Below are 19,436 nucleotides of genomic sequence, written 5' to 3'. Positions count from 1 at the left end.
CGGGGCTTCGTTTTTCAGGCCTGGCACGCAAGAGAACTTGCGAGCAAGGCCTTTACCGGGTCTGACAAAAGGTGGACATAAAAACTCCGTCGATGCGCCTCTCTAAAACAGGTTGCGCTCCATAGTCAAGCTTCAACCCGACTTCGCCTTTCACCACCCCCTAAAATGATGAATCCCGCCGCTGGCAAATGCTTTCTATGGGTGCTTTACTGTCTCCAAATGGCGGGGGCCTGATGATCCATATTCGCAATGCCCATGAAGGTGAAACGGCGGTGTTGGCAAGCATCGGCCTGCGCTCCTGGCAGAAGGCGATGAGCGCGATCGGCGGCACGGGTGAACTGCTGGAGAGCGCCAGCGAAGCCTTTGAAAATTTCACCCGCAATCTCTGGCTGACAATATCAGTCATAGAGCTCAACGGCGAAGCTGTGGGATGGGCGGCGCGGGAGGCGCTTGACGAGGCGATTTCCGATTTCTGGATCGATCCGGATTTCGTCAGACGCGGTCTCGGCTCGGCGCTTCTGGCGCGGATCGAAGCGGATGTGCACGGGCAGGGGCTGGAGAAGGTTTCGCTGCAGAGCCATGCGGCCAATACCGATGCCATCGCCTTCTTCAGGGCGCGCGGCTATGAGATCCGCTGGCTGTCGATCGTCTATTCCCCCAAGCTCGACAGCGATGTTCCCACAGTCGGGCTTTCGAAATCGCTGGTCGATGAAAGCGATGGCGCCTATGGCCCGGGCATATAGCACGCAGCCGATGCCGAAAGCCTTGCGCCGCCTCGCCAATTGCTCTACCTCACCAAAGCAGAAAACAGCATTATACAAGAGCTTCCCATGACCATTGTCGACGTCCGTACGCCAGATCCGAAACGCCTCATTCCCGGTGCCACGGGTGATTGGGAAGTCGTTATCGGGATGGAAGTCCACGCCCAGGTACTGAGCAAGTCCAAGCTCTTCTCCGGCGCCTCGACGGAGTTCGGCAATCCTCAGAATTCCAACGTGTCGCTCGTCGATGCCGCCATGCCCGGCATGCTGCCCGTCATTAACGAGGAATGCGTCAAGCAGGCCGTGCGCACCGGTCTCGGTCTGAAGGCCAAGATCAACAAGCGTTCGATCTTCGACCGCAAGAACTATTTCTATCCGGACCTGCCGCAGGGCTATCAGATCTCGCAGTTCAAGGATCCGATCGTCGGCGAGGGCAAGATCGTCATCTCGCTCGGTCCGGACCGTCAGGGCCAGTTCGAGGATATCGAGATCGGCATCGAGCGCCTGCATCTGGAACAGGATGCCGGCAAGTCGATGCACGACCAGCACGCCACCATGTCCTATGTCGATCTGAACCGCTCCGGCGTCGCGCTGATGGAAATCGTCTCCAAGCCGGATATCCGCTCCGCCGACGAGGCGAAGGCCTATATGACGAAGCTGCGCTCGATCGTGCGCTATCTCGGCACCTGCGACGGCAATATGGACGAAGGCTCCATGCGCGCCGACGTCAACGTTTCCGTTCGCCGTCCCGGCGGCGAATTCGGCACGCGCTGCGAAATCAAGAACGTCAACTCCATCCGCTTCATTGGTCAGGCGATCGAATATGAAGCACGCCGCCAGATCGGCATTTTGGAAGACGGCGGTACGATCGATCAGGAAACCCGCCTGTTCGATCCGAACAAGGGCGAGACGCGGTCTCTGCGCACGAAGGAAGATGCGCATGATTACCGCTATTTCCCCGATCCGGATCTGCTGCCGCTTGAGTTCGACGATGCCTTCGTCGCGGAGCTTGCCGAGCATCTGCCTGAGCTGCCCGACGATAAGAAGGAGCGTTTCGTCCGCGAACTCGGCCTCTCGGTCTACGACGCCTCCGTGCTCGTCTCGGAAAAGGCGATTGCCGATTATTTCGAAGCAGTTGCCGCCGGCCGCGATGGCAAGATGGCGGCAAACTGGATCATCAACGACTTGCTGGGCGCTCTGAACAGAACCGGCAAAGACATTGAAGAGACTCCGGTTTCGCCCGCCCAGCTCGGCGCGATCATCGACCTCATCAAGGCGGAAACCATCTCCGGCAAGATCGCCAAGGATCTGTTCGAAATCGTGCTCACCGAGGGCGGCGATCCCGCGGAGATTGTCGAGGCGCGCGGCATGAAGCAGGTCACCGACACCGGCGCGATCGAAAAGGCTGTCGACGAGATCATCGCCGCCAACCCGGATCAGGTTGCCAAGGTTAAGGCCAAGCCGACCCTTGCCGGCTGGTTCGTCGGCCAGGTGATGAAGTCGACCGGCGGCAAGGCCAACCCGCAGGCGGTGCAGGCGCTGGTCAAGGCCAAGCTCGGCATCGAAGAGGAATAAGCGGTGTTCTTCGTCCGCACCGCCAGCGAGCAGGACCTGGAAAAGGTCCGCGCTCTGCTCGGCGAAACCTGGCATGCGACCTATGACCGGATCTACGGGCCGGAAAAGGTCGGCGAGCTGCACGCCTCCTGGCATTCGCTTGCCTCGCTGAAGGCGCGGTTGGCGAATAAGAATTCCGAATTCCTGGTGGCCGACGACGGCAAGACGATCGGCGGCATGGGCTATGCCGCCATGTCCAAAGAGATGACGAAAACCGTCATGCTTCACATGCTCTATGTCAGTCCGGAGCATCAGCGCGAGGGTATCGGCCGCGATATTTTCGCTGAGCTGGAGACCTGCTTCCCGGATGCGGAGATCATGCGCCTTGAGGTCGATCCGCAGAACGCGCCTGCGATCGCCTTTTACCAGGCCCACGGCTTTGTCGAGGTTGGCCGCACGGAAAACTGCGGCAATGGGCAGTCGGGCATTCCGGCGCTGATATTCGAGAAGCCGCTGGCGGGCCACTGAAAGAATAGGCGAGATCATTCATGGAAGCCGGCCGCCTGCTAATCCGCGAAGCGAAAGAGTCCGACCTTCATGCCCTGATCGCGCTCTTCGCCGCCGACACCATGGGCGGTCATGGCGATACCGCCGAGCCTTCGGCCTATGACGACTATGCCAATGCTTTTCGCGTGATTGCCGCATCGTCGAACCAGACGCTTTACGCCGCTGAGTTTGCCGGCGAGGTCGTCGGCACCTTTCAGACAATTGTCGTCACCTCGCTGCACGGTCGGGGATCGTCCGTGATGATCATCGAGTCCGTCCAGACGCGTGGCGACATGCGCGGGCAGGGGATCGGGGCGGCGATGATCAACTTCTGCATCGAGGAGGCGAAACGCCGCGGCATGCGGATGGTACAGCTGACCTCGAATGCGGCTCGCAAGGATGCACATCGCTTCTATGAAAGACTCGGTTTCAAGCCGACACATCTGGGCTTCAAGATGACATTGAAATGAAGCCGTTTGCCTGCTGGAATCACTGGACAAGCAGGATCAGGGGCGGCATAAGCAAACTATCGAATTCTGGTATCGCTTGCCCCTCAGCGGGTATCGAGGAAAAGACATGTGGAATTTCATCGTACAGACCTTCACCTGGTGGAACAGTCAGACCATGGGGACGCGCTTCGCGACTTGGCGGTTTGGCAAGCGTGTCGGCGAGGATGAGTTCGGGAATGTCTATTACGAAGGCGGCACGTCCTCTTACGGCCTTCCAAAGCGCTGGGTGATCTACAAGGGCTATGCCGAAGCCTCCGCCATTCCTCCGGGCTGGCACGGCTGGATGCATCACCGCACCGACGTTCCGCCGACCAAGGAAAACTATGTCGCCAAGGACTGGCAGAAGGAGCATCGCGCCAATCCCACAGGCTCGCCGCAGGCTTACCGCCCGCCTGGCTCTCTCGCCGTTGCCGGCGAGCGTCCGCGCGTGACCGGCGACTACGACGCCTGGACCCCGGGCAGCTGAGCGCGACAGCCGGCTCGTCCTTTGGCCACAATTGGGCTTTAGGCGCGACATATGCCGGCGCGAGCTCGGCGCCTTGACCGAGACCAAGCGGAGACTGGCGGATATGATGTTTTTCACGCGGAGCGCTTCTTTGCGTGCGGTGGCTGCAGCGGGAATCACCCTCTTCGCCGGCATCATGGCAGCCCCTACTGCCGAGGCTGCCCGCATATCAAATCCAGTTGCGGTCTTCTCCGGCCTCGACAAGATCACCGGCCGCATCACCACCTTCGACGTTTATGTCAACGAAACCGTGCAGTTCGGTGCATTGCAAGTGACGCCGCGCGCCTGCTATTCACGAGACGATACCGAGCAACAGAAGGTGGACGGTTTCGTCGAGGTGGACGAGATCACTCTCGATCGCCGTATCCGCCGCATCTTCACCGGCTGGATGTTCGCCGACAGCCCCGGCCTCAACGCCGTCGAGCATCCGATCTATGACGTCTGGCTGAAAGAGTGCAAGCAGAAGTCTGACGTTCCGGCGCCGGATACTGCCGGCGCGAAGTAATCGGTTTCGAGACATTCACAGCAGGATTATGTAGCCCGCAGAAGCCTTTCTCCTGCGGGCATAGTTTCATTCTCGCTCGGTATTTGCCGCCGCTTCACCTATCGCCAGACGATCGGCCACCTCCGACAAGTCGAGTACGATCCGCACGCCGTCTTTGATCTTGTGCCGCAACAAGTCGTTGCGGTCCGGATAGGCTTTCAATTTGCCTCCATCCCGAAAGCCCTGAAGCCGCGAGCGCGAGATTGCCAACTCCGATGCAAGCAGCCGATCAAGGCGCAGGTTTGTCGGGAATTGAGCTGATATCCCGATATCAAGCAAAGTCCAGCCGCTTGCCACACCTATAGCCTCTTTCAGGATGGAGACATCGGGCGGCTCCTCAATACGTTTGGCTTTCCGCCTCAGCCCGTCGAGATCGAATTCCTGCGCGCGTACCCAGTCCGGATCGCTGCGCTGCAGTGCCTCGAGCGTGGAAGGGGCGAGGTCGTGAACGGTCCGGCGCTCGAAGAGCGTTCGGTTCCATGTCTTGTCGCAATCGATGCACTTATAGACAAGCCAGGCATCGAGCCGCTTGCCATTGGCGTTGAGCCTGATCTTGCCGCTCGATCTGAAGGGTTTTGGAGATCCGCAGCCGCTGCAGGCGATCCATGGTTGAGGCGATGTTTTAGGCGTAAGGGTCCAACGGACCTGAAGAATATTGCACATACCGTCTTGGTCTTCCGTCTGGAAGTCCACCAAGCTGGCGGTGAGACAAGCCCGTCAGGGCGCGGTATGGCGATATTGCGGGACGGCTGAAGAGCTGAGACAGCGGTGGCTGCATTAGGCGCGTTTTGACAATGCCAAACCGGTCTCAGGCCATCACCCGATGGACATGAATATGCGTCGGACGGCATTGAACCGTCCCGATGCACTGGGTGATTTGGATGAGACCGGTATTTACGACGGCAAAGTGGAACCTCTATGCACCAACGCTCTTCGCTTGCAGAGATAGCAGACCACAATCAGGATTTGAAGTGGTAAAAAACTTCAGGCGTGGATTGCTTCAGGCGTCACTATTTCCTTTGCGGCGGAACAGACTCAGGATCTTGCGGCCGGCCGCTACGGCACCCGCCAGCACAACGATGAGGCCTTTCTTCAATGCCAGAAGGGCGACGCCAAAACTCTTGAAGAAGCCGAGAACGACTGCAAGCAGGCCAAGCTTTGCCGCAACCTTTACGCCCGCACCGGCAGCGATCATGCCCGCCATACTATAGGCGGCGATCTTGTCGCCATTGGTGAAATCGGCATAGCGCTTGCCGCTATCATATTGCACGGTGTTGATGACGTTGGGGATAGCGGCGTTGATTTCCTGCAGCTGATCCAGTCCGGCGACGAAATCGAGCTCGGTGACGCCCTCGCGTCCCAACACGCGCACGGAATAGTTCAGCGTGTGACCGGCATTGGGATCCTTGCCGAAAATCAGATCGCGCGCCCAGTGGAGGGCATGGGTCGCCTTATCGTAATGTGGCGGTTCTGCCCAGCCGACCAGTGTGATCGGGTCGAAGCCCTGCTGTTCACGTTCGGGATTCGCTTCCTTGATCGCGTCCTGGATCTTCTTCAGAAGATCGTCGTAATCTGTCGATGCTGCATCCTCATCGGAGACATAGCCGCTGCCGTCATAGTCGATGACGGAACCCCAGGAATGTGGGTCGGTCGGCGGATATTTGGCCGGGAAGATCATGCCGAGCGGATTACCCACCGAACTTTCCGGATTGCCCCAGAGCTCAACCAGCACCTTCTTCGAATCCTGCGGATTGAGATAGTAGAACTGGTCAGAGACAGTCAGTGTGGCATTGGCGGTGGGGATCTTGATCGCGCCCTGCTGGAAATCCAGCGTTTTAAGCACGGCGCCTTCGTCGCCTACCGGCGGCTCGACTCCGAACATGTCGTGGAATGATTTGGCGTTGGTCTGCGTCGCGATGGTCAGCGCGGCGAGAAATGCAATTGCAATATGATTCTTCACGATTCTACCCTCGGCTGTTGTGCCGAACTTAGGGCAATCCGTTTCGTAATCAATTCATTTCCGGCCGATTTCCACCATCGGAGAAGCTGAGATTGGGCGATTCCATCGCTTTCTCCAGCATCTTGGCATAGGCATCCTTAGGCACGTCGATGGCGCCGAATGTCTTCAGGTGCTCGGTGGTGAATTGCGTGTCGAGTAGGGTGAAGCCGCGTTCGCGCAGGCGCTCCACCAGATAGACGAGGCAGATCTTGGAGGCGTCCGTGCGACGGGAAAACATGCTTTCGCCAAAGAAGGCGGATCCCAGCGAAACGCCATAGAGCCCGCCAACCAGCCGGTCGCCGTCCCAGGCCTCCACGGAATGGGCGTGGCCGATATGATGCAGGGTGGCATAAAGCGTGCGGATCGTGTCGTTGATCCAGGTGCTGGGGCGATCGCTCGTCTCTTCAGCGCAGGCGGCGATGACCGCTTCGAAATCCGTGTCGAAGCGAATATCGAAAGGGTGTTGACGGATCTTCTTGGCGAGGCTCTTGGAGACGTGAAACGTATCCAGAGGGATGATGCCTCGCAATTCCGGCTCGACCCAGAAGATCTCCGGATCGTCTGCCGATTCAGCCATCGGAAAAAGCCCGATGGAATAGGCGCGCAGCAAAATCTCCGGGGTAATGCCGGGACGTTTGCCGCGCGCTCCGGGCACAGGCTAGGCCGATGTTTTTGCCAGGTAGTTTTCCAGCCAATGGATATCGTAATCGCCGTTGGCGATATCCTGATTGGAAACCAGATCCTGGAAGAGCGGCAGGGTGGTCTTGATGCCGTCCACAACGAATTCGTCAAGCGCACGGCGCAGGCGCATCATGCATTCGACGCGGGTGCGCCCGTGTACGATGAGCTTGCCGATCAGACTGTCGTAGTAGGGAGGGATCCTGTAGCCCTGATAGGCACCGGAATCGATACGAACGCCAAGGCCGCCGGGCGCATGGAAATGCGTGATCGTGCCGGGCGAGGGGACGAAGGTGCGGGCATCTTCGGCATTGATACGGCATTCGATGGCATGGCCTTGGAAATGCACCTCGTCCTGCGTGACCGAAAGACCGCCGCCGGAAGCGACGCGAATCTGCTCGTGCACGAGGTCGATGCCGGTGATGGCTTCCGTGACCGGATGCTCCACTTGCAGACGGGTGTTCATTTCGATGAAGTAGAACTCGCCGTTCTCATAGAGGAATTCGATGGTGCCGGCGCCGCGATACTTCAGCTTCTTCATCGCGTCGGCGCAGATCTGGCCGATCTTCATGCGCTGCTCGACGTTGAGGGCTGGGGAGTTGGCCTCTTCCCAGACCTTCTGGTGGCGGCGCTGCAGTGAGCAGTCACGTTCGCCGAGATGGATCGCATTGCCTTCGCCGTCACCGAAAACCTGGATTTCGATATGGCGCGGCTTGCCGAGATACTTTTCCATATAGACGGATTCGTTGCCGAAGGCGGCTGCCGCTTCCGTGCGTGCCGTCGACCAGGCCTCGATCAGGTCTTCTTCCGTGCGGGCGACCTTCATGCCGCGGCCGCCGCCGCCGGCAGTTGCCTTGATTAGCACCGGATAGCCGATCTCGCGCGCTGTCTTCAGCGCATCCGCCTCGGTCTTCACTTCGCCATCGGAACCGGGAACGACCGGAATGCCGAGTTGCTGCGCCGTGGTCTTGGCGGTGATCTTGTCGCCCATGATGCGGATATGTTCCGCCGTCGGACCGATGAAGGTAATGCCGTGCGCCTCGAGAATATCGGCGAACTTGGCATTTTCCGACAGGAACCCATAGCCGGGATGCACGGCGTCCGCGCCGGTGATCTCGCAGGCGGCGACGATCTGATGGATATTGAGATAGCTTTCGCGCGACGGCGGCGGGCCGATGCAAACGCTCTCATCCGCAAGCCGTACATGCATGGCATCGGCATCGGCCGTGGAGTGCACCGCAACGCTCGCAATGCCGAGCTCCTTGCAGGCGCGCAGCACGCGCAGAGCGATCTCTCCGCGATTGGCTATGAGAATCTTCGAAATCATGGGCATCGGGCCGACCTTACTCGATGACGACCAGGGCTTCGCCGTACTCGACCGGACGGCCGTCCTGAACGAGAATTTCAGTCACCGTGCCGGATTTCGGAGCGGGGATCTGGTTCATCGTCTTCATTGCTTCGATGATCAGCAGCGTCTGACCTTCCTTGACGGATGCGCCGACCTGGATGAAGGCAGCCGAGCCCGGAGCCGGCGCCAGATAGGCTGTGCCGACCATCGGCGCGCTGACGACATTGTCGGGGTTGCGGGTCTTGCCGGCGGGAGCGGCGGCGGCCGGCGCTGCTGCCGCGGCAGCAGGAGCGGCGTAAGCGGCCGGGGCGGCAATCGGCGCCTGAACATACTGCGTCGTGCCGGCGCGCGACACGCGGATGCGCAAATCTTCCTGCTCGACTTCGATCTCGGTGAGATCCGTGTCGTTGAGAATATTGGCGAGATCGCGAATCAGCGCCTGGTCGATACCCGATTTCTTTTCAGCCATTGGATTTCTTGCCCTGTATTTTTGTTATTGGGTGATGGATTTCAGCGCTTGAAGCGCCAGGATGTAGCTATGAGGTCCGAAACCGCAGATCATGCCCTTTGCTGCGGGCGCAATCATCGATTTGTGCCGGAATTCTTCGCGTGCGTGGATATTGGAGATATGTACCTCCACGACGGGAATGGAAATGGCGCGGATCGCGTCATGCAGCGCGATGGACGTATGACCGTAGGCACCGGGATTGATCGCGACACCGGCGGCCTTGTCACCGGCTTCGTGCATCCAGTCGACCAGCACACCTTCGTGATTGCTCTGGCGGAAATCGACGATGAAGCCCAGGCTTTCACCTGCGGCCTTGCAGTCGGCTTCGATATCCTTGAGCGTCTTGCCGCCATAGATGCCCGGCTCGCGCTTGCCGAGAGCGTTCAAATTGGGTCCGTTCAGGACGAAAATAGTTTGCGCCATTAGAGGTTCCGTCAAAGTGCAGCGCAACCTATAGACTCCCAAGGCTCTGTAGGAAAGCCCTGGCACGAAGGTTGCGTGCCTCTAGGTGTGGAAACGCCGCGATTTTGGCATTTTTGCGCCATGCTGCGTCGCGGCGCCGTTCCGAAGCTCTTAAAAAAGCGAATAGGCCACTTACTTATCCGCTTTTGAGAGTAGGCTTTTGCGCCGTTCAGCAGCTCGTCTTGCCGCAGCTGCGAACGTTGGCAATCTTTTCCTTGATAGCATCGAGGCCGATCGCGCCCGAAACCATCTCGTTGCCGATGACATAGGCCGGCGTGCCCGTCACGTTGAGATCGGAGGCAATCTGATAGGTCGCCTTGATCATGTCAGTGTTCGGCGCTTTTGCCATTTCGGCGCGGATGGCCGCTTCGCTGACACCGAGCGAGGTGGCGACATCGATGGCGGTGTCTTCGGAGGCGCGGCCGTCGCTGCCCAGCAGCTTGTGATGGAACTCGGCATATTTTTCCGGCGCGAGCAGGCGGAACGCGCTGGAGACCCGGGAAGCGGCAACTGAATCCTGACCGAGGATCGGGAATTCCTTCAGCACGAAACGAACATTCTTGTCCTGCTGCAGAAGTTTGTCCATATCGCCGAGCGCATGGCGGCAATAGGTGCAGTTATAGTCGAAGAACTCGACGACGGTGATATCGCCCTTCGGATTGCCGATGGCCACGTCATCCTTGGAGTTGAAGATCGCATCCTTGTTCTGGGTGATCACCTGGGCCGACTGCGCAATGCGGGCTTCATCCTGTTTCTTTTCGAGTGCGGCCTGTGCATCCAGCAATACCTCCGGGTGCTCGACGAGATATTCCTTGATGAAATCCCCGATTTCCTTCTTCTGCTGGTCGTCCAGCGCGGCGGCCGGCTGGATCGTGGCGAAGGACGCTGTCAGGGCAATCGCCGAAACCGTCAGCAGGCTTTTGAGAGAAAAGGTCATGGGGTCCTCGTTTGGATCTGGGCGGAGACGTCATTCTCGGATGCGCAATAACATCGTCGGGTTAACATCCGCAAATAAGCATCGACAATTTACGGTGCGTCCTTACTTCCAGAAACAGGAATTTTCACGACAAAGCCGCAATCGCAGGATTGTGAACGCGCCGATATTGCGGCAAATGTCGCTTGCCAATCCGATCCGAGAGAGAATTGACCTTGTTTTCCCTATCCAAGCGCAGCGATGTTGAACCCTTTCATGCCATGGATGTGCTGGCGGAAGCGACACGGCGTCGCCAGGCAGGACATTCCGTCATTTCCATGGCGGTTGGACAGCCCTCGCATCCCGCGCCCCAAGCGGCGTTGGAGGCGGCGCGCGTAGCTCTTGGCCATGGCCGGATCGGTTATACGGATGCGCTCGGCACTCTAGCCCTGCGGCAGGCGCTTTCCGCCCATTACCAGGTACGCCACGACCTCAGCATCGATCCGAAGCGCATTGCGATCACGACCGGATCGTCGGCGGGCTTTAATCTTGCCTTTCTGACTCTGTTCGATGCCGGCGATAGCGTTGCCATCGCACGGCCGGGCTATCCGGCCTATCGCAATATCCTCGCCGCACTCGGTCTCGATGTCGTCGAGGTGCCGGTCACAGAGGAGACGGAGTTTACGTTAACGCCCGAGAGCCTCGAGGCAGTGCAGGCGGCAAGCGGCAAGCGCCTGAAGGGCGTGCTGCTAGCAAGCCCCGCCAATCCCACAGGCACGGTGACGGGCAGGGCGGCCTTGAAGGCGCTGGCTGATTATTGCGCGGATCGTTCCATCGCCTTCATCTCCGACGAGATCTACCACGGGCTGACTTTCGTCGGTGAGGAGACGAGTGCGCTGGAGCTGACGGACGAGGCGATTGTCATCAATTCCTTCTCGAAATATTACTGCATGACCGGCTGGCGTATTGGCTGGATGGTCTTACCGGAACGGCTCGTTCGTCCCGTCGAGCGCGTGGCCCAGAGCCTTTACATTTCCGCGCCGGAACTGTCGCAGATTGCCGCCGAAGCGGCACTCGACGCAGGCGCGGAACTGGATGTCTATCGCGAGAGCTACGGCCGCAACCGCGATTTCCTCATGCGTCGGCTGCCGGAAATCGGCTTCCGTATTGCCTCGCCGATGGATGGCGCTTTCTACGCCTATGTCGATGTCAGCGGCTTCACGAACGACAGCATGGTCTTTGCGCAAAAGATGCTGGCCGAAATCAACGTCGCCGCCACGCCCGGCCTCGATTTCGATCCTGTGGAAGGACATCGCGCGATGCGTTTCTCCTATGCCGGCTCGAATGCCGAGATCGAGGAAGCCATCGAACGTATGGCCGCTTGGCTGAAATAGAATCCGCAATCAATGGTTTGCGCGAGCTTGCGGAAGCATTTTCGCAAGCGTGGAACCGCTGCGCTTTGGCTTCTTATGCAGCGTGAATGACGAATAAATCGCGCAACGGAAACGAAAAATTCGGCCGCGTTGCCACAGCCGGATTTTAAGTTCATCACGAATTGATCTTCTTAGAAGAAGCCGCGGCGTTGCCACCAGCCAGCTTTCTTCGGCTTGGTCGGCTCTCCGTCGCTCTCGCTACCTTCGTTAGCGCGGGTGGATTTCACCACCGGAGCAGAGGAGGAAACGTTGGATTCGCGGTTGGCGCGGGCCGGTTTGGCTGCATCCTCAGACGCTTCGGGCGCCGCCGTGTCTGCCGAATTGTCCATAACTTCGGCGATCTCGGCAACAGCCTCGATTTCGACATCCGCTGTGGGCGCTTCCTCGACAGTGGGCGTCTCGACCGGCGATGCCTCGACAGCCTTCGCCTTGCGGCGACCGCGGCCCTTGGCAGGCTTGACGTCTTCGGTAACGACGGCTGCCGTTTCGACCGCTGCCATGGCGGGCTGCGCCTCGACGGCGGCTTCGCCTTCGGCAACCGCGATCTCGGCCACCGTTACGGTTGCGTCGCCACCCTCTTCTGCATCGTTCTCATCAACTTCGCCGGAACCGGCTTCCTCGCCTGCTGCAGCCTGTTCGTTGCCTTCGTTTTCACGATTGCGTCGGCCACCACGCTTGCCGCGACGACGGCGCTTGCGCTTCTGCTGTGTGTCATCGTCACTGCCGGTGGATGCGGTGTTTTCCGCACCAACATCAGCTTCGTCGTCGTCACCTTCTTCGCCGTCCGCATCCTCAGCGACACTGGCCGCTGAGCCTGCCTCGGAAGCCTGAGCGGCTTGGGTATCGTTGCCACGGCCGCGGCGCCGGCGGCGACGCTTGCGCTTGCGGTTGCCGTCATTGCCTTCGGAGCGAGCCGATGGCTGCTGCTCGGTGCTCGCAGCTTTTTCTTCCAGCTCTTCGTCTTCCTCCTCGTCCGTTTCGATGACGATATCGTCGTCATCGTCGTCCGGGATGGCTGCGAAGTTGAACAGGCTTTCGATCTTCACCGGATTGGCGACCGGCTCCCCGCGGTCGATCGCGAAATGCTGTGTGCCGACGGCATTGTCGGCATCGATGACGATCGCGACGCCGAAGCGGCTTTCATAATCGATGATCGTCTGCCGCTTGTGGTTGAGCAGATAGAGCGCAATGTCCGGCGTCGTGCGCACGGTGATGTCGTGCGTCGTGTTCTTGAGCAGATATTCCTCGATGCCGCGCAGGACATGCAGGGCAACGGAAGACTGCGAGCGCACGTGACCGGTGCCGCCGCAATGCGAGCAGATCTGCGTCGTGCTTTCCAGAACCGAGGCCCGGATGCGCTGGCGCGACATTTCCAGAAGACCGAAATGCGAGATGCGGCCGACCTGAATGCGGGCGCGATCGTTCTTCAGGCATTCCTTCAGCTTCTTCTCGACCGCGCGGTTGTTGCGCTTCTCTTCCATGTCGATGAAGTCGATGACGATCAGGCCGGCAAGGTCGCGCAGGCGCAGCTGGCGCGCGATTTCCTCGGCGGCTTCAAGGTTCGTCTGGAGCGCGGTGTCCTCGATCGAATGTTCCCTGGTCGAACGGCCGGAGTTGACGTCGATCGAGACCAGCGCCTCCGTCTGGTTCATGATCAGATAGCCGCCAGAACGCAATGTCACCTGCGGCTGCAGCATGCGGTCCAGTTGTGCCTCGATGCCGGAGCGCGAGAAGATCGGATGGATGTCGCGATAGGGCTGAACCACCTTGGCGTGGCTCGGCATCAGCATCTTCATGAAGTCTTTCGCTTCACGATAGCCTTCTTCGCCGGCAACGATGATCTCGCCGATATCCTTGTTGTAGAGGTCGCGGATCGAGCGCTTGATCAGGCTGCCTTCTTCGTAGACGAGGCACGGCGCAGTCGAAGCCAGCGTCAGCGTGCGGACGTTTTCCCAAAGGCGCATCAGATATTCGAAATCGCGCTTGACCTCGACCTTGGTGCGGTTGGCACCGGCAGTACGCAGGATGACGCCCATGCCCTGCGGCACTTCGAGCATCTTGGCGATTTCCTTCAGGCGCTTGCGGTCCTGCGGATTGGTGATCTTGCGGGAGATACCGCCGCCGCGTGCCGTGTTCGGCATAAGAACCGAATAACGGCCTGCGAGCGAGAGATAGGTGGTCAGCGCCGCACCCTTGTTGCCGCGCTCTTCCTTGGCCACCTGCACCAGCAGGATCTGGCGGCGCTTGATGACTTCCTGGATGCGGTATTGCTTGCGCGGCTTGCGCTGGGCGCGATCGGGAACTTCTTCCATCGCGTCTTCGGCGCCGACGGATTCGATCACTTCCTCTTCGTGGTCATGATCGTCATCATCATCGTCGTCATCGTGGCGGCGCTTGGAGGTCGTGACGTCTTCTGAGATCGAATCGGTTTCGACCATTGCAGCCATTTCGCCGGACGGTCCTTCCTCTTCCTCGCTCGGCGCATCGACGGCAGCCGTAGCTTCGGGAGTTGGCGTCTCTTCGGCGGGCGCGTCCGCTACTGCCTTCTTGCGGCTGCGGCGCGGCTTTGCCTTCTTGGCCGGAGCTGCTTCTTCGGCGGCCGCGGCTGCCTCTGCGGCAGGGGCCTCTTCGCCGATCGCAGCCGGCACCTCGGCTTCTTCGCCTTCCTTCGCCACGATGCCGATATCGGGCTGTTCCTGCTGCGAAAGATCGAGCGCTGTCTCGACATGCTCGACATCATCGTCGCGGCGATGCTCCTCGGCCTCGGCCTTCAGCAGCGCCTGACGATCGGCGAGCGGGATCTGGTAGTAATCGGGATGGATTTCGGCAAAGGCCAGAAAGCCGTGCCGGTTGCCGCCGTAGTCAACGAAGGCGGCCTGAAGCGAAGGTTCTACCCGCGTTACTTTTGCAAGATAGATGTTGCCGCGAATTTGCTTCTTGTGCTGTGACTCGAAGTCAAACTCTTCTATGCGGTTCCCGCGAACGACAACGACGCGCGTCTCTTCCTCGTGAGACGCATCGATAAGCATTTTGTCTGCCATGAAAGCTGTGCTCCTCGGCGCAGACAACCGGATGGGGGCCTGCCTGTCGCTGGGACAGGCCGGATATGATCCGCAATTGTTGCACCGGATAATGAAAGTCGCGATTGGTTCGGCGATGACAGCATCCAGACGGCAGCCGGGGCATCAGTTCCCTGGGGTCTGTTGACTTTCTGAAAAAGCTGCTGCGGTAACATCCGTAACCAAGCGAGATCGACTATGCCTTAGACCCAAAAGGGTCCGATGAATGTGCTCTCTAAAGAGCGTTTGGTGGCTCTCCACCGATGAATTTCCCGTTTGAAGCCGGAAATTCAGATATCCACTGTTTCGAGCAAAAGTACTGCAGACGGCGGATGAATGCCGCTTATTGGCGCCTGGTACTCGAGGCGGCTGCCTTTGCGACGACTCTATCCCGTCAACACTTCTACCCTAATATGCGTTGTATGTTTTATCTGTCACAATAGCAAGGGAAAAGCCAAGTATGCCATAATATTGATGGATTCGTCGGATGATGAGGACGCGGGAGGGTGTCTGGTCGATTCGTCTCCCGGCACATCATCGATGCGGCCATCAGGTCAAACCTGGTTCCCGTTATTGGGACTTCAAAAACAACGTCGAAACCAATATGGGGCGCGTTGGTCACTTGGTAAAGGGATTGCGGCATGTGGCGGAGAGTGGCGTGAGGGCTTTGCGATTTGCGGCAGCGGCCTTCGCTCTGGTGATTCTGGGTTCGGTTTCGACATTTGCGCCCGCCGCGGCGGCGGATGATTCCGTGCTCGCCTATGGTGCCCGCATTGCCGGTGATGATGCCCGCACACGTATCGTCATCGACATGGACCGCGCTCCCACCTTCACGGTTCATTATCTTGACAATCCCGTCCGCATCGTCGTCGATCTTCCGGCGACCGCATTCGGCTTTCCGACCGCCAATCTCAAGCCGACCGGCCTCTTCAAGGATATTCGCTACGGCACGATGGATGCGGACAGCGCCCGCATCGTGCTGACGGCAAAGAAACCAGTAAAGCTGGTCACGGCCAAGGTTCAGGCTGATGAAAGCGGCAAGGGGCAGCGCCTCGTGCTGGATGCCGAGATGCTGCCGGCGGAACAATTCGCAGAACTGGTGAAGAAGCAGAACTGGACGAGCGACGATACCGCCAAGGATGTCGGTCCGGTCCAGCCGGCGCAGAGGGCCGATCCGAATGTGTTCCTCGTTGCCGTCGATGCCGGTCATGGTGGTATCGACGCAGGCGCAACCGGTACGGATGGCGTCACGCAGGAAAAGGATATCACGCTCGCATTTGCGAAGATGTTTGCCGACAAGCTGAACGCGCAGCCTGGGATCAAGGCCTTCCTGACGCGCGACAAGGATCAGTATCTGTCCCTGTCCGAACGCGTGACGATCGCCCGCCAGAATCGCGCCTCGCTCTTCATCTCGCTGCATGCCGATACGCTGAAGCAGAAGGATATTCGCGGCGCGACCGTCTATACCATCTCGGACAAGGCGTCGGATCGGCTCGCCAGCGAAGTAGCCGATCGTGAAAACAATTCCGATCAGATCGCCGGCGCCGAGGCTCAGACGCAGCCGGCCGCCGTCAACGACATTCTGATGGATCTGACGCGCCGCGAGACACAGGCCTTCTCCATTTCACTGGCGCAGGACGTATTGTCCTCGTTCAACGGTCAGATCGCCATGATCAACAATCCGCATCGCCATGCCGGCTTCCAGGTTCTGACGGCGCCGGACGTGCCCTCGATCCTGCTTGAACTCGGCTTTCTCTCCAACAAGGAGGACGAAAAGCTGTTGCTCGATGCCGACTGGCGGCAGAAGGTCGCCGACCGGCTGACGGAAGCGGTGAAGCAGTATCGCGTATCGATTATCGCAAATGGCGGCTGACGGCTCCGAAGGGGCGATCCGCCGTGGCTTCCATGTAACAGCGATGTACTTTAGAACTGGATGAAATTGGAATGCTGGCGTCGGGCCCTATTTTGCTCACATTCCCGCCGTTACAGCGAAGTATCATTTGCTCGCGTATGAAGCACGGCTTTGTCCCATTGCCGTCTTGCATTCACGCCGCGAGCGTGCAAAACGCCCGTGATTATGCGATGATCTCGCGCACGTGCAGCATGAAGAACAAGCACCGGTAGTATCAGATGATCAGACTGATTGGATATTTCTTTGGCCTGGGCTGCCTCCTGTTTCTGGGTGCTGCGGCTGCGGCGGCCATCTATCTGAGCGTGGTCTCGAAGGAACTGCCCGATTATGAGGTGCTTGCCAAATACGCGCCGCCGGTAACGACCCGCATTCACGCCGGCAACGGCGCGCTGATGAAGGAATATTCGCGCGAGAACCGGCTTTTCGTGCCGATCCAGGCCATTCCCGATCGCGTCAAGGCCGCCTTCCTTTCTGCCGAAGACAAGAATTTCTACAACCATCCCGGTGTCGATGTCGGCGGCCTTATCCGCGCCGTGGCCGTGAACTTGCAGAATATTGGGTCCGGCCGCCGCTTCGTCGGTGCGTCCACCATCACGCAGCAGGTCGCCAAGAACTTCCTGCTGTCCGCCGACCAGACGTTTGACCGTAAGATCAAGGAAGCGATTCTCTCCTTCCGCATCGAGCAGGCCTACAGCAAGGACAAGATCCTCGAGCTCTACCTGAACGAGATCTATTTCGGCCTGAACTCCTACGGTATCGCTGGTGCCGCGCTCACCTATTTCGACAAATCGGTCAACGAGCTGACCATCGCTGAATCGGCCTATCTGGCCTCGCTTCCGAAAGGCCCGTCAAACTACAATCCGTTCCGCCGTGCCGAAGCAGCGCTCACCCGCCGCAACTGGGTGATCGATCGCATGGTCGAGAACGGCTATGTCAGCCAGAGCGACGGCGAAGAAGCGAAGAAGCAGCCGCTCGGCGTCGTGCCACCAAAGAGCGGCCCTTCGCTGTTTGCATCCGACTATTTTGCCGAAGAGGTTCGCCGCCAGCTCATCGACCAATATGGCGAAAAGACCCTATACGAAGGTGGCCTTTCCGTTCGCACATCCCTCGACCCGCAGATGCAGCTCGAAGCCCGCAAGGCGCTGCAGGATGGTCTGGTCGATTATGACGAGCGCCGCGGCTATCGCGGCCCAATCAAGCAGATTGCCACTTCGCAGGATTGGGGTGCCGAGCTCGCCAAGGTTCCAAGCCTGAGCGATGTGCCGGAATGGCAGGTCGCCGTCGTTCTTTCCGTATCGGATCAGGGTGTCGATATCGGACTGCAGCCGCGCGTCGATGCCGCAGGCAAGGTATCGACGGAGCGGACGCGCGGTACGATCGCTCCCGCCGACATGCGCTGGGCCTATCGCTCGGCCGGCGGCAAATCGGTCAAATCGCCAAGCGGCGTTTTGAGCCCCGGCGACGTGATTTACGTGCAGAAGAGCGGCAATGCCGATTCGAGCAGCTATCGCCTGCGTCAGCCGCCGAAGGTGCAGGGCGGTCTTGTTGCCATGGACCCGCATACCGGCCGCGTGCTCGCCATGGTCGGCGGCTTCTCCTATGCGCAATCAGAATTCAATCGCGCCACGCAGGCTAAGCGCCAGCCGGGTTCGTCCTTCAAGCCCTTCGTCTACGCGGCCGCCATGGATAACGGCTATACGCCGGCCTCCGTCATTCTGGACGATCCGCTGCAGATCACGCTCAGCAATGGCGATGTCTGGAAGCCGACGAATTACGAAGGCGAGGGCGGTGGCGTCCATACGCTTCGTTTCGCGATCGAACATTCGCGCAACCTGATGACGGTGCGTCTCGCTTCCGACATGGGCATGCCGCTGGTTGCCGAATATGCCGAGCGCTTCGGCATCTACGATCATATGAACCCGGTACTGGCCATGTCGCTCGGCGCCGGCGAAACGACGGTGCTGCGCATGGTTTCGGCCTATTCGGTCATCGCCAACGGCGGAAAGCAGATCAAGCCGACGCTCATCGACCGTATTCAGGACCGCTACGGCAAGACCATCTTCAGGCATGAGGAGCGCGTCTGCGACAATTGCAACGTCAGCGCCTGGCAGAATCAGGACGAGCCGGTCATCGCCGACAATCGCGAACAGGTGCTCGATCCGATGACGGCCTATCAGGTCACGTCGATGATGCAAGGCGTCATCATCCGTGGTACGGCGGCCGGCAAGATCAAGCTCAACACTGACGTCGCCGGCAAGACCGGCACCACCAACGATGAGAAGGATGCCTGGTTCGTCGGCTACACGCCTAGCCTCGTCGCCGGCCTTTATATCGGCTACGATACGCCCGCCACGCTCGGCCGCGGCGGTACGGGTGGGGCGCTCGCCGCTCCGATCTTCAACGAATTCATGCAGGCCGCCACGAAGGATGAGGCGCCGGAGAAGTTCCAGGTTCCGGCCGGCATGACGATGGTTGCGGTCAACCGCGCGACCGGCATGGCCGCACAGCCCGGCGAGCCGAACGCCATTATGGAAGCCTTCAAGCCCGGCACCGGTCCGGCTACCAGCCTGCAGGTCATCGGCGGCGGGGATGCCGCAGCGCAGGTGGCGCCAGAGGAAATCCTGCGCACCTCGCCTCAGGCGAACCAGGCTGTTACCTCCGGAGCGGGCGGTCTTTTCTGAAACTGGCCTATTTGATCATCATGC

Annotated in this window: 17 protein-coding genes; 9 read left to right on the top strand and 8 right to left on the bottom strand. The window is 59.5% G+C overall.

The window, feature by feature from the left end:
• Positions 1–233 precede the first annotated feature (233 nt).
• The 6 genes from GDN47_RS22480 to GDN47_RS22455 all read left to right on the top strand — a co-directional run bounded on the left by GDN47_RS22480 (position 234) and on the right by GDN47_RS22455 (position 4,380).
• Positions 234–743, top strand: a complete 510-nt coding sequence (locus GDN47_RS22480; RefSeq protein WP_152094281.1) for a GNAT family N-acetyltransferase — start codon at positions 234–236, stop codon at positions 741–743.
• Between the two features lie 87 nt (positions 744–830).
• A complete protein-coding gene (gene gatB, locus GDN47_RS22475) occupies positions 831–2,336 on the top strand; it encodes an Asp-tRNA(Asn)/Glu-tRNA(Gln) amidotransferase subunit GatB (protein WP_152094280.1) in 1,506 nt (501 codons plus the stop codon).
• A 3-nt stretch (positions 2,337–2,339) separates the two neighbouring features.
• Positions 2,340–2,843, top strand: coding sequence for a GNAT family N-acetyltransferase (locus GDN47_RS22470; protein WP_113351548.1), 504 nt, complete (start codon positions 2,340–2,342; stop codon positions 2,841–2,843).
• 20 nt (positions 2,844–2,863) lie between these two features.
• A complete protein-coding gene (locus GDN47_RS22465; RefSeq protein ID WP_152094279.1) occupies positions 2,864–3,331 on the top strand; it encodes a GNAT family N-acetyltransferase in 468 nt (155 codons plus the stop codon).
• A gap of 106 nt (positions 3,332–3,437) precedes the next feature.
• Positions 3,438–3,836, top strand: a complete 399-nt coding sequence (locus GDN47_RS22460) for an NADH:ubiquinone oxidoreductase subunit NDUFA12 (RefSeq protein ID WP_152094278.1) — start codon at positions 3,438–3,440, stop codon at positions 3,834–3,836.
• Between the two features lie 103 nt (positions 3,837–3,939).
• Positions 3,940–4,380, top strand: coding sequence for a DUF2155 domain-containing protein (locus GDN47_RS22455; RefSeq protein ID WP_069614929.1), 441 nt, complete (start codon positions 3,940–3,942; stop codon positions 4,378–4,380).
• A 66-nt stretch (positions 4,381–4,446) separates the two neighbouring features.
• Here the strand turns inward: GDN47_RS22455 and GDN47_RS22450 are convergent, their stop codons facing one another.
• The 7 genes from GDN47_RS22450 to GDN47_RS22420 all read right to left on the bottom strand — a co-directional run bounded on the left by GDN47_RS22450 (position 4,447) and on the right by GDN47_RS22420 (position 10,351).
• Complete coding sequence (locus tag GDN47_RS22450; RefSeq protein WP_152094277.1) at positions 4,447–5,082, bottom strand: DUF1062 domain-containing protein; 636 nt, start codon at positions 5,080–5,082, stop codon at positions 4,447–4,449.
• Positions 5,083–5,419: 337 nt separating this feature from the next.
• Positions 5,420–6,379, bottom strand: coding sequence for a DUF2167 domain-containing protein (locus GDN47_RS22445; protein WP_145320339.1), 960 nt, complete (start codon positions 6,377–6,379; stop codon positions 5,420–5,422).
• A gap of 49 nt (positions 6,380–6,428) precedes the next feature.
• Positions 6,429–7,073 (bottom strand): leucyl/phenylalanyl-tRNA--protein transferase, encoded by a 645-nt coding sequence (gene aat, locus GDN47_RS22440; protein WP_152094276.1) that lies wholly within the window; start codon positions 7,071–7,073, stop codon positions 6,429–6,431.
• A 3-nt stretch (positions 7,074–7,076) separates the two neighbouring features.
• Positions 7,077–8,429: an acetyl-CoA carboxylase biotin carboxylase subunit gene (gene accC, locus GDN47_RS22435; protein WP_173002541.1), complete on the bottom strand. Its 1,353-nt coding sequence runs from the start codon at positions 8,427–8,429 to the stop codon at positions 7,077–7,079.
• 10 nt (positions 8,430–8,439) lie between these two features.
• Positions 8,440–8,913, bottom strand: a complete 474-nt coding sequence (gene accB / locus GDN47_RS22430) for an acetyl-CoA carboxylase biotin carboxyl carrier protein (protein WP_069614925.1) — start codon at positions 8,911–8,913, stop codon at positions 8,440–8,442.
• Between the two features lie 24 nt (positions 8,914–8,937).
• Complete coding sequence (gene aroQ, locus GDN47_RS22425; RefSeq protein ID WP_069614924.1) at positions 8,938–9,375, bottom strand: type II 3-dehydroquinate dehydratase; 438 nt, start codon at positions 9,373–9,375, stop codon at positions 8,938–8,940.
• A gap of 208 nt (positions 9,376–9,583) precedes the next feature.
• Entirely contained in the window at positions 9,584–10,351 is a 768-nt protein-coding gene (locus GDN47_RS22420; protein WP_152094275.1) for a DsbA family protein, read from the bottom strand.
• Positions 10,352–10,563: 212 nt separating this feature from the next.
• On the opposite strand from GDN47_RS22420, the gene GDN47_RS22415 reads away from it, so the two are divergent.
• The gene (locus GDN47_RS22415) at positions 10,564–11,721 is read left to right on the top strand and encodes a pyridoxal phosphate-dependent aminotransferase (protein ID WP_113329126.1); all 1,158 of its coding nucleotides are present in this window, start codon (positions 10,564–10,566) and stop codon (positions 11,719–11,721) included.
• 170 nt (positions 11,722–11,891) lie between these two features.
• On the opposite strand, the gene GDN47_RS22410 is transcribed toward GDN47_RS22415, so the two are convergent.
• A complete protein-coding gene (locus tag GDN47_RS22410; RefSeq protein WP_152094274.1) occupies positions 11,892–14,801 on the bottom strand; it encodes an Rne/Rng family ribonuclease in 2,910 nt (969 codons plus the stop codon).
• A gap of 640 nt (positions 14,802–15,441) precedes the next feature.
• Here GDN47_RS22410 and GDN47_RS22405 point away from each other — a divergent pair.
• Both GDN47_RS22405 and GDN47_RS22400 read left to right on the top strand, forming a co-directional pair.
• Positions 15,442–16,692 carry an N-acetylmuramoyl-L-alanine amidase gene (locus GDN47_RS22405; protein ID WP_371865527.1) on the top strand — a complete coding sequence of 417 codons (1,251 nt, stop codon included), beginning with the start codon at positions 15,442–15,444 and terminating at the stop codon, positions 16,690–16,692.
• A 257-nt stretch (positions 16,693–16,949) separates the two neighbouring features.
• Entirely contained in the window at positions 16,950–19,412 is a 2,463-nt protein-coding gene (locus GDN47_RS22400; RefSeq protein ID WP_152094272.1) for a penicillin-binding protein 1A, read from the top strand.
• Positions 19,413–19,436: the final 24 nt, after the last annotated feature.

The organism is Martinezella dioscoreae, assembly GCF_009176305.1.
GTDB classification, from domain to species: Bacteria; Pseudomonadota; Alphaproteobacteria; order Rhizobiales; family Rhizobiaceae; genus Rhizobium; species Rhizobium dioscoreae.
Note: the sequence above shows the minus strand (reverse complement) of the source record. Positions and strands in the feature narration are given on the sequence as shown.